An 8073-nucleotide genomic window follows, 5' to 3' on the forward strand; every position below is an offset into this window, starting at 1 on the left:
CGGCCGGTGGCGCCCGCCCGCCTCGCGCGGATGGACGATCTTCCCGCGCTGCTGGCGCTCTTCGCGGCATGCGAAGTCAGCCCGGCAGCGCGGCCCCCTGCGCGGGCCGCGGCGATCTGGCAGGAGACGATGGACAGCCGTTTCGCGCATGTCTTCGTCGCGGTCGCAGGGCAGGAAATTGCCGCGACATCCATGCTCGTCACCGCGCCCAACATCCTGCGCGAGGGACGCTCCCACTCCTTCCTCGAAAACGTGATGACGCACCCCGCATGGCGCGGGCGCGGTCTTGGCCGGTCGGTCGTGGCCGCGGCGCTCGCTCACGCATGGACGCTCGATTGCCATCAGGTGCTGTTGCAAAGCGGGCGGGCCGACCCGCGCGTTCACCGGTTTTACGAAAGCGCCGGTTTCCGGCCCGGCCTGCGGACCGCCTATGCCGCGATACGCCCTATTGCAGGGGCAGCGCCCGGGTCCGCTTGACCTCCTCCAGCGCGATGACCGATTTCACGTCCCGCACCCCCCTGATGCGGAGCAGGGTCTTCAACGTGATCTGGCTGAGATGATCGACATCGCGCGCCACGACATGGAGCAGATAATCCATGTCGCCGGTCACCGCATGGCACGTGATGATATGTGGGTTGGCGGCGATTTCCGCCTCGAAATGGGCGATGATCTCGTCCTCGTGCCGTTCGAGGTTCACCTGCACATAGGCTTCGAGCGCGAGGCCCAGCATCCGTCCGTCGAGCAGCGCGGCATAGCCCGTGATGAGACCGTCCTCTTCCAGCCGCTTAAGCCTGCGGCTCACCGGCGTGGGTGACAGGGCGACGGTTTCGGCCAGCTGCGCGATGGACATCCGCCCATCCTTTTGCAGGGCAGCGATGATTGCACGGTCGAAAGCGTCCAGTTCCAACGAAAATCCCCTCAAAAATCCGTATTATTGGTGAAATCCCCTACCCGCCGCCCGTCGACGTGGCAATTGCGCACGAAAACCCTTTGCCGTCCGTGTTAGTTTGAGGACCATGGAAACACCGTCGACAGCAAAGAGCACCAGCGACCTTCGCGGCGATTACAGCCAGGCGGCGGACGACTGGACCGTGCCACAGGGCTGGGAGGATTACAGCGAGGCGGAGCACGACCGCTGGCGCCGTCTCTATGCCCGGCAAAGCGCGATTGTGCGCGAACATGCCGCGCCGGAATTTCTCGCCGGGCTGGACCGGCTGGACTGCGCCGGCGGCATTCCCCGGTTCGAGGATGCGAACGCGGTGATCGAGGCGGCGACGGGCTGGACCCTCGTCGGCGTGCCGGGGTTCATTCCCGATGCCAATTTCTTTGACCATCTCGCCCATCGCCGCTTTCCGGTGACCGTCTGGATCCGCGAGGAGAAGGAGCTCGATTATCTGGTCGAGCCCGACCTGTTTCACGATTTCTTCGGCCATGTGCCGATGCTGCTCGATCCCGTGTTCGCCGATTTCCTTGCCGCCTACGGACAGGCGGGGGAGAAGGCGATGACGATGGACGCGCTCGACATGCTGGCACGGATATACTGGTACACGGTGGAGTTCGGGCTGATGCAGACCGATGCGGGGCTGAAGGCGTTCGGCGCGGGCATCGTGTCGTCCTCGGGCGAAACGGTCTATTCGGTGCAGGATGAAAACGTGCTGCGCCTGCATTTCGATCCGGTGCGGGTCATGCGCACTGCCTATGCGATCGACGATTTTCAGAAGGTCTATTTCGTGCTCGACAGCACGCAGCAGCTGATCGACGAGCTCGTCGGGCTGGATTTCGGACCCGTCTACGAAACATACCGCGATGCCGCGCCCTTCCCGCCCGAACAGGTGCAGGATGGCGACCGCGTGCATTCGCCTTACCGCCACTCCAAAGCTCACGAGGAGCAAACCATATGACCGATCTTTTCGAAAATCCCATCGGCCTCGACGGGTTCGAATTCGTCGAGTTCTCCGCCCCCGAAAAAGGCATGCTGGAACCGGTATTCGAAGCCATGGGCTTTACGAAGGTGGCCCGCCACCGGTCCAAGGACGTCGAGCTGTGGCGCCAGGGGGAAATCAACCTCGTCACCAATTACGAACCGCGCAGCCCGGCCTGGTTCTTCAGCCGGGAACACGGGCCGAGCGCGTGCGGCATGGCATTCCGGGTCAAGGACGCGGGGAAGGCCTATGCCGAGCTGCTCGAACGCGGCGCGGAGCCGGTCGAGGTCGAAACCGGCCCGATGGAATTGCGCCTGCCTGCCATTCGCGGCATCGGCAATGCGATCATCTACCTCGTCGACCGCTATGACGATCCTGATCACGAGGGCGACGAACGTGCGCTCTCGATCTACGACATCGATTTCGAATATCTGCCCGGCGTCGAACGGTTTCCGCGCGGGGCGGCGCTCGACCGGATCGATCACCTCACCCACAATGTGTATTGCGGGCGCATGGCGTTCTGGGCCGATTATTACGAGAAGCTCTTCAATTTCCGCGAGATCCGCTATTTCGACATCAAGGGCGAATATACCGGCCTCACGTCCAAGGCGCTGACCGCGCCCGATGGCAAGATCCGCATCCCCCTCAACGAGGAAGGCGACGGCGGCAAGGGCCAGATCGAGGAATTCCTGCGCGAATATAATGGCGAGGGGATTCAGCACATCGCCTTCATCTCCGACAATCTGTTCGAGACGTGGGACCGTTTGAAGGAAACCGGCGTCCCGTTCATGACCGCGCCGCCCGAAACCTATTACGAGATGCTGGAAGAACGCCTTCCCGGACACGGCGTCGCGGTGGAGGAATTGCGCAAGCGGGGCATCCTGCTCGACGGGTCGACCGAGGGCGGCCAGCCGCGCCTCCTGCTCCAGATTTTCGCCGAGGCCAGCATCGGCCCGGTGTTCTTCGAATTCATTCAGCGCAAGGGCGACGAAGGCTTTGGCGAAGGCAATTTCAAGGCGCTCTTCGAAAGCATGGAACGCGACCAAGTGCGGCGCGGCACGTTGAAGATCGACGAAACCGCCTGAACCCCGCCCTTTTACCAGTCGATTCGGCCGCGCCCGTGTTCGGAGAGGAACGCGTTGGCGCGGCTGAACGGTCTTGAGCCGAAAAAGCCGCGATGCGCTGAAAGCGGGCTGGGATGCGGCGACCGGATGACGCAGTGCGGGCCATCGTCCGACAGGCCGATCCGGTCCGCCTTGCCCTGCGCGTGGCTGCCCCACAGGATGAAGACGGTCGGCGCGCCCTGCGCCGCGACGGCGGCCACAACCGCATCGGTAATCGGCTCCCACCCGCGTTTCTGATGCGAGCCGGCGGCCCCTGCCTCCACCGTCAATGCATTGTTGAGCAGGAGCACGCCCTGCTCCGCCCATCGCGTCAGATCGCCACCGGGTGACGGGGGCGTCCCGCAATCCGCCTCCAGCTCCTTGAAGATATTGCGGAGCGAGGGCGGCAGCTTCTGCGACCCTGCGACCGAGAACGCCAGCCCGTTCGCCTGCCCCGGCCCGTGATAGGGGTCCTGTCCCAGGATCACGACCCGCACCGCGTCGGGCGGGGTGAGTTCGAGCGCGCGCAGCCGCTGCCCGCGCGGCGGGTAGATCGTGCGCCCGGCATCCTCCTCCGCCCTAAGCCAGCCGCCGAGTTGCCGCGCCTCCGGCCGGTCGAGAACGGGCGCGAGGATCGGGGCCCAGGCGGGCGGTACGGCATGGTCGGTCATGGCTCGTATGCCTAGCCATCAGACGCGGCGCTCGCCACCCCCCTTCCCCTCTTTCGCCAATCGGCCTAAGGGCAAGGGTATGACAGTGCATTTTCATGAAGAAGACCTGCCCGAAGGCGTGCTCACCCCCGGCCCGATCGCGGTGGATACCGAAACCATGGGGCTCGTCACCCAGCGCGACCGGCTCTGCGTCGTGCAGATCGCGGACGGCAACGGCGACGAACATCTGGTGCGGTTTGCGCCCGACAGCCGGTATGACGCGCCGAACCTCAAGGCGGTGCTGGCCGATCCGGCGCGGGAGAAATATTATCATTTCGCCCGCTTCGACCTCGCCGCGATCCAGTATTACCTCGGCGTGATGGCCGCGCCCGTATTCTGCACCAAGATCGCGAGCAAGCTGACCCGGACCTACACCGACCGGCACGGGCTCAAGAATCTGGTCAATGAATTGCTGAACAAGGATATTTCCAAGCAGCAGCAATCAAGCGACTGGGGCGCGCCGACGCTCAACGATGCACAGAAGGATTATGCCGCCTCTGATGTCCGCTTCCTGCACGCGATGGTAGAGATTTTTCGCGAAAGACTGGAGCGCGAAAACCGTACCGCCATGGCCAAAGCCTGTTTCGATTTCCTGCCGACGCGCGCGCTGCTCGACATCGCCGGGTGGGAAGACAAGGATATATTCAGCCACGAAGCCTGAGGATAGCCGGCGCCGCCCCCTCCCGGGTCGCAGGTTTCAATCCGCCGCCCCGCCCCCATATGGATCGTCATGACCGCACAGGCCGAACTCATCCGCGACAAACGCCGCCACGTGGCGCGTCCCGGTGGCGGGCATGACCGGCTGATCCGGGTTCTGCTGTTCGCGCTTCCCATCGCGATCGGCGTGGTGGCCGCGCTCATGGTGCTCGCCCCGCTCGCCCCGCGCAGCGAGATCAGCTTCCTGCTCGATCGCAACAAGGTTGCATTGACTGACAACCGCATGGCGGTGGAACGGGCGATGTATCGCGGGGCGGATGACAAGGGGCGCCCGTTCTCCATCAATGCGGGCGAAGCGGTGCAGCGTACCGAAGCGATTCGCGAGGTCGAACTTGATTCGCTCATCGCGCGTATCTTGTTGAACGAGGGGCCGGCCCAATTGACGGCGAGCCGAGGTCTTTTCGATTTCGGGGACGAGCGCATTGACGTCGGCGGAGTGGTGAATTTCACCGCGGCGGACGGCTATCGGTTGATGGCGCGCAATGTGTCCATCGATCTCGCCTCCCAATCGCTCGTCGGCGAAGGGCGGATCGAGGGCAAAATTCCGTCGGGCCGGTTCAGCGCCGACCGCCTCGAAGTGGATTTGCAGGACCGCACGGTTTCGCTTATCGGCGATGCACGCCTGCGCATGGTTCCGGGCGAATTGAGGCTTCCGCAATGATCCGATCGAAAATACTTTCGCGCATTCCGACACCGGTTCAGGCGGGCGTGGCGGCCTTCGCCCTTACCTTTGCCGGTGTCGCAGCATTCGCCGGTTCACCCTTGTCGGCGCAGTCCATCGCAGGTTTTAATTCGGATCAGCCAGTCAATTATGCCGCCGATCGCATCGAATTGCAGGACCGTTCGAACCGCGTCGTCCTGTCGGGTGATGTCGTCATCGATCAGGGAGATTTGCGACTGACGGCGGAACGAACCATCGTCAATTACTCCGACACCGGTACCTTGCGTATTCAGCGGATCGCGGCGACGGGCGGCGTGCGGGTTATGCGCGCCACCGAAACCGCGAGCGGGGACGTGGGCGTTTATGATTTCAACCGCCGAATAATTACGTTGACAGGCGACGTTGCTCTGCGCCGCGGGTCCGACACGTTAAACGGCGAACGGCTTACAATCGATCTCAATACCGGCGTGTCCAGCGTTAATGGCAGCACGGCTAGTTCCGCGGCGATAGCTAACGAAGGTGGGATGGTTCGCCGCAATAGTGGCCGCGTGACCGGAAGTTTTTCTGTTCCGAAGCAATAGCCGCCGCATTGCATGCGGCCCAGTTGCGGGCATAAGGTGCAAAAAGATGAGATTTATTTAGCACTTTCCGGAAGGCAAAGACGCGTTTCGGACTCAACGCATTCTTTGCACGCACGATTGCTTTTGTAGAATGTTCATCGCGCCTGAGGGTCGGTTCAGAACTTCTGCTGCGCCGAGAGCCAGCGAGAATGGCATGAGCGCATTTCCAAAATTAAGTGATATCTGCAATCTCTTCAACTGGATTAGACTATTGCCGGATCCTGCAGGGGCGGTAGGCATTCGGGTAGTATCGAGACCCTCCACGAAACCGACTAATACCAAGGCGCGTTGATCATGACCCATGGGTCCATCGACGACGTCCGATGGACAAGGTGCGCCAAGTCTGATTAGCGAGCCTTTTCCAGGCGAAGCAGCCATGGTCGACGATGTCGTCGTAGGATTTGAAGGTGCGGTTCGACAGCCAGTTGTCGCGCATGAACTGCCAGAAGTTGTCGACCGGGTTAAGTTCGGGGCATCGTGGCGGCAGCGTCATCAGCGTGATGCTGGAGGGGACGACCAATCCCGCCGGTCCCTGCCATCCTGCCTTTTCAGGATTTGATACGGCATTGGCCCTCGACGCAATGTGGAGAGCGATGCCCTCCAGATGCATACTCATCGCCTCGCTGTTGCACCGGAGCATGACGATGCCGGCAGCATTGCCCTGAGCAGGACAGATCGCAACAAAGAGCCAAGCTGATGATCGTGTCTCATCTTCAGCGGCGACGGTCTTTTGTCATACTTTTCCGGCGGAGAGTGAGCTTGGCCCGCTGACCGATACGGGCTTCATCCTGCCACCACAGCTCTACACGCGTTTCTTTCGGGAGGCTGCGTCTGATTTGCCTCTGGCAGGCAGCGAACTTTTTTAGAAATGGTTATGCCGGCAGGCTTCTGGCCGCGATGGCGGGGCCGCGCCGATAGCTTGCGTTAGCCCATCGCGCGAAGTTCGCGCCCGATGGTGTGGCGTGTGATCGATAGCTGGATCGGGCCGGTCTCGACCATCTCGGAGAGCCGGGCGCGCTGTGCATCTTTCAGAAGCGAGGCGCGCCCCGGCTCCTTGCGTTTCGCCAGGCCGCCGGGACCGCCATCATTGAATCGCAGCACCCAATCTCCCACGATCTCCAAGGTCACGCCGGCCAACTTCGCTGCCTCGCTCCGGCTCCCGCTGCCCAGAATCGCGGCCACCGCTAAAGGCCGACTGCATCACTGCATTGCCGGGCAAACCGGCGCATTTCCAATGATAGGTAATTTGATCGATCAACAATCGCCGCCGCTATCGTAAGCCTCCATCTGCTTGCGCTACCGAATCAGATTTTCAGCAGCTTGGGAATCCACAGCAGTGAATCATCGTCAGGTCTGGCCTGAAGGAAGGGCAGACGATGAAGCGTTCAACGTTTTCGGAAGAGCAGATTATAGGTGTGTGAGTAGCCCCTAGTTTTCTAGACGTCTTCTGCTTTCAAAATGTGCTGCCGTTCGAACTGTGCGGGTGACCGCATCCCTCTCCTGACCTGCTTGCGGACCGGGTTGTAAAACATCTCGATGTAATCGAACACGTCCTGCCGGGCTTTCTCGCGTGTTTTGTAGGTGCGTTGCCGAATGCGCTCACGCTTGAGTGAGGAGAAGAAGCTCTCGGCGACGGCGTTGTCATGGCAGTAGCCGCGCCGGCTCATCGAAGGCTCAAGATTGTGAGCCCGGATGAAGGAAGCCCAATCCATGCTGGTGAACTGCGAGCCCTGATCCGAGTGGATCAGCACCCGATGCTTCGTCTTGCGCCGCCATACCGCCATGTGCAGCGCCTGCAGCACCCCATCAGTAGTCTGGCGGTTCTGCATCGACCAACCCACCACGCGGCGCGAGTAAAGATCTGGCGATCCAGCTTGTTGTCGACCGCCAGGGAAGGTTTGCCGCCATAGCTGCCAGGCCGGCGCTTGTAGCCGACCTGGGCCTTGATACCCGCTAGCCTGGTTAACCGTGCAACGCGGTTGGGGCAGCAGGTTTCGCCATGATCCAGAAGGTCATCGTGCAGCTTGTGGTAGGCATAGACCTTGCTGCTGTCGTTCCAAGCCTTGCGGATCAGATCGGTCTGCGGGGCATCTTCCCGAGCCCGCTGGCTAAGCGGGCTCTTCTGCCAGGCATAGTAACCGCTGGGCTGCACGGCGAGGCAGCGGCACATCGCCCGCACGCCAAAACGATCACGATGCTCAGCAACAAATGCGTATCTCACTTTGCATTTCTGGCGAAATACGCGGTGGCCTTTTTTAGGCCGTAGACTCATAACGCGGCGCACCAGATGCGTGCACAGATGAGCTTGACGGCGGCGAGATAGTTGTCGGGGCACTTGTC

Annotated in this window: 9 protein-coding genes and 2 pseudogenes; 6 read left to right on the plus strand and 5 right to left on the minus strand. The window is 61.8% G+C overall.

Annotated features, from left to right (window positions below; genetic code table 11):
• Window positions 1–6 precede the first annotated feature (6 nt).
• A complete protein-coding gene (locus K4G67_RS03950; RefSeq protein ID WP_239805070.1) occupies window positions 7–477 on the plus strand; it encodes a GNAT family N-acetyltransferase in 471 nt (156 codons plus the stop codon).
• On the opposite strand, the gene K4G67_RS03955 is transcribed toward K4G67_RS03950, so the two are convergent.
• Window positions 446–922 (minus strand): Lrp/AsnC family transcriptional regulator, encoded by a 477-nt coding sequence (locus tag K4G67_RS03955; protein WP_338026389.1) that lies wholly within the window; start codon window positions 920–922, stop codon window positions 446–448. The genes K4G67_RS03950 and K4G67_RS03955 overlap by 32 nt on opposite strands.
• Window positions 923–1016: 94 nt before the next feature.
• On the opposite strand from K4G67_RS03955, the gene phhA reads away from it, so the two are divergent.
• Complete coding sequence (phhA, locus tag K4G67_RS03960) at window positions 1017–1901, plus strand: phenylalanine 4-monooxygenase (protein ID WP_239805072.1); 885 nt, start codon at window positions 1017–1019, stop codon at window positions 1899–1901.
• On the plus strand, window positions 1898–3007 hold the full coding sequence (gene hppD / locus K4G67_RS03965) for a 4-hydroxyphenylpyruvate dioxygenase (protein ID WP_239805073.1): 1110 nt from the start codon (window positions 1898–1900) through the stop codon (window positions 3005–3007). Before phhA ends, hppD begins: the two co-directional genes overlap by 4 nt.
• Window positions 3008–3018: 11 nt before the next feature.
• Here the strand turns inward: hppD and K4G67_RS03970 are convergent, their stop codons facing one another.
• A complete protein-coding gene (locus tag K4G67_RS03970) occupies window positions 3019–3696 on the minus strand; it encodes a uracil-DNA glycosylase (protein ID WP_239805074.1) in 678 nt (225 codons plus the stop codon).
• A 79-nt stretch (window positions 3697–3775) separates the two neighbouring features.
• Between K4G67_RS03970 and K4G67_RS03975 the strand changes: the two genes are divergently transcribed.
• The 3 genes from K4G67_RS03975 to K4G67_RS03985 all read left to right on the plus strand — a co-directional run bounded on the left by K4G67_RS03975 (window position 3776) and on the right by K4G67_RS03985 (window position 5694).
• Window positions 3776–4396, plus strand: a complete 621-nt coding sequence (locus tag K4G67_RS03975) for a ribonuclease D (protein ID WP_239805075.1) — start codon at window positions 3776–3778, stop codon at window positions 4394–4396.
• 69 nt (window positions 4397–4465) lie between these two features.
• Window positions 4466–5113 (plus strand): LPS export ABC transporter periplasmic protein LptC, encoded by a 648-nt coding sequence (locus K4G67_RS03980; protein ID WP_239805076.1) that lies wholly within the window; start codon window positions 4466–4468, stop codon window positions 5111–5113.
• A 47-nt stretch (window positions 5114–5160) separates the two neighbouring features.
• A complete protein-coding gene (locus tag K4G67_RS03985) occupies window positions 5161–5694 on the plus strand; it encodes an LptA/OstA family protein (RefSeq protein WP_239805077.1) in 534 nt (177 codons plus the stop codon).
• 331 nt (window positions 5695–6025) lie between these two features.
• Here the strand turns inward: K4G67_RS03985 and K4G67_RS03990 are convergent.
• From K4G67_RS03990 to K4G67_RS04000, 3 genes and pseudogenes are all read right to left on the minus strand, one after another.
• A pseudogene (locus tag K4G67_RS03990) lies at window positions 6026–6442 on the minus strand (transposase); the annotation flags it as partial.
• Window positions 6443–6657: 215 nt separating this feature from the next.
• Window positions 6658–6915 carry a helix-turn-helix domain-containing protein gene (locus K4G67_RS03995; protein WP_239805078.1) on the minus strand — a complete coding sequence of 86 codons (258 nt, stop codon included), beginning with the start codon at window positions 6913–6915 and terminating at the stop codon, window positions 6658–6660.
• Window positions 6916–7169: 254 nt separating this feature from the next.
• A pseudogene (locus K4G67_RS04000) lies at window positions 7170–7990 on the minus strand (IS3 family transposase); the annotation flags it as partial.
• Window positions 7991–8073 lie beyond the last annotated feature (83 nt).

This window comes from Croceicoccus hydrothermalis (genome assembly GCF_022378335.1).
Lineage (GTDB): Bacteria > Pseudomonadota > Alphaproteobacteria > Sphingomonadales > Sphingomonadaceae > Croceicoccus > Croceicoccus hydrothermalis.

Bases quoted from the DNA above. Each gene is read 5' to 3' on its own strand.
- phhA (WP_239805072.1), top strand. From the start codon at position 1,017: ATGGAAACACCGTCGACAGCAAAGAGCACCAGCGACCTTCGCGGCGAT.
- K4G67_RS03970 (WP_239805074.1), bottom strand. From the start codon at position 3,696: ATGACCGACCATGCCGTACCGCCCGCCTGGGCCCCGATCCTCGCGCCC.
- K4G67_RS03975 (WP_239805075.1), top strand. From the start codon at position 3,776: ATGACAGTGCATTTTCATGAAGAAGACCTGCCCGAAGGCGTGCTCACC.
- K4G67_RS03980 (WP_239805076.1), top strand. From the start codon at position 4,466: ATGACCGCACAGGCCGAACTCATCCGCGACAAACGCCGCCACGTGGCG.
- hppD (WP_239805073.1), top strand. From the start codon at position 1,898: ATGACCGATCTTTTCGAAAATCCCATCGGCCTCGACGGGTTCGAATTC.